This is a genomic window from Luteibacter sp. P4_E6 (assembly GCF_056401535.1).
In genome coordinates, this window is the sequence record NZ_JBFUJE010000712.1 from 1 (window position 1) to 1656 (window position 1656).

A 1656-nucleotide genomic window follows, 5' to 3' on the forward strand; every position below is an offset into this window, starting at 1 on the left:
CCGCTCCGCTGGGGTCAATGTCGCCTTCGGCCACGACTGCGTGATGGACCCCTGGTATGGCCTGGGCTCGGGCGACATGCTCGAGGTCGCACACATGGGGCTGCACGTGGCGCAGATGACGTCGACCACCGGCGTGGCGCAGTGCTTCGACGCTGTCACCACCAATGCGGCGCGGGTCCTCGGCCTGGAAAGGTACGGGATTGCACCGGGTCATCGCGCGGACTTCGTCCTGCTCCAGGCGGGCGACACCTGCGAAGCCATCCGCCTCAAGGCGACCCGGCTGATGGTCGTTCGCGGCGGAAAAATCATTGCCCGCACGCCTGAACGGCGAACGTCGTTAAATCTTGCGGAACGCGCGCCAGAGCTCACTCTCGAGTTCCGTCCGGGATCGATTTCCTGAACGCGGCGGTTCAACAGCTGTCGCGTCTATGAATGCTTTCGCGAAACTTTCGATTCGTAGGACTTCGCGTTCAGGAAAGTCTGCCTATCTTCCAATCGTCGATCAGCCGTAGCGACTTGCGGCGTGATGATCGTCCTGGAGAGATGCGATGAGAATGATGCTGCGTACCGCGTTTGCCGCCCTTGCCCTGGTCGCCACGACAGCGGCGTTTGCCGACGATCATCGCGACCACGACGGCGACCGTGATCGCCACGGCCACGACCGCGGCCATGATCGCGGACACGACGACCGCGGCCGGCACGATGATCGCCGCTGGCACGATGATCGTGGCTGGCAGGGCCGTCGCGAGCCGCCACGTTACTACGGGCACGGCTACTACAACGGTCCGGCCTACTATCATCGCCCGCCCCCGCCGCGTTACTACGGGCACTGGGAGCGCGGCCATCGCTACTACGGCGGTAACACGGTGGTGTACGACTACGGCAGCTACCGCCTGCGCCCGCCGCCGCGCGGCTACCACTGGGTCCGCGAGAACAACGACTTTCTGCTTGTCGCCGTGGCGACCGGCATCATCTTCGACATTGCCACACGCTAATTCGGGAGCATCCGCATGAAACTGCTTAGCAAGATCGCGCTTACCGTCGCCGCCTCGGCCGTCATCGCCCCGGCGTTCGCCTTCAGCCCGGCCCCTTTCCAGCCGGCAGGCATCCAGCAGTACCACGACGACCATGGCAACGATCAGCGTGACGATCACCGCGATGACCATCGTGACGACCACCGCGACAATCGCCGTGACGACCATCGCGACGACCATCGGGACTACCGCGCCAATAACTGGCATCCGGGCCCGGGCGGCCATTGGGAGCGTGGCCACCGTTATGACGGCCGCGTCATCGTGGTCAACGATTACCGCGAGCGCCACCTGCGCGAACCGCCACGCGGCTACCGCTGGCAGCGCGCCGACAACAACGACTTCCTTCTCGTCGCTGTTGCCACGGGTGTGATCGCGGACATCATTTCCCAATAACACCGCACCACCAGGCCGGGCCCCGCAGCGCGGGGCCCGGCCTTTTTTGTGGTTCCTCGCGGAATGCCGGGGAGACTGAAGGGGTGCGGTTCACTCGCTTTGCGAGTGCGTGTGTTTAGCGGCTCGCGCCGCCGCTTGCGTGGGGGCTGAGGCGCAGAGCCTTCGGTGCCCACCCTCGCGGCTCAGACACGTCCTCCGCGTTTCGTACCGGAAAGGCCGCTGCGCGGCC

3 protein-coding genes are annotated in these 1656 nt (G+C 65.3%); all 3 read left to right on the forward strand.

Annotated elements, in window-relative coordinates; all coding sequences use genetic code 11:
- Positions 1-400: amidohydrolase family protein (locus AC1DT2_RS22680; RefSeq protein WP_477298906.1), on the forward strand; the 400-nt coding region annotated here is incomplete at its 5' end.
- Between the two features lie 148 nt (positions 401-548).
- Positions 549-995, forward strand: a complete 447-nt coding sequence (locus tag AC1DT2_RS22685; protein WP_213949396.1) for an RcnB family protein — start codon at positions 549-551, stop codon at positions 993-995.
- Between the two features lie 21 nt (positions 996-1016).
- Positions 1017-1427 (forward strand): RcnB family protein, encoded by a 411-nt coding sequence (locus tag AC1DT2_RS22690; protein ID WP_477298908.1) that lies wholly within the window; start codon positions 1017-1019, stop codon positions 1425-1427.
- Positions 1428-1656: the final 229 nt, after the last annotated feature.

What these genes read in the sequence shown, in the direction of transcription:
- AC1DT2_RS22685 (WP_213949396.1), top strand. Translation starts at nt 549, where the DNA reads ATGAGAATGATGCTGCGTACCGCGTTTGCCGCCCTTGCCCTGGTCGCC.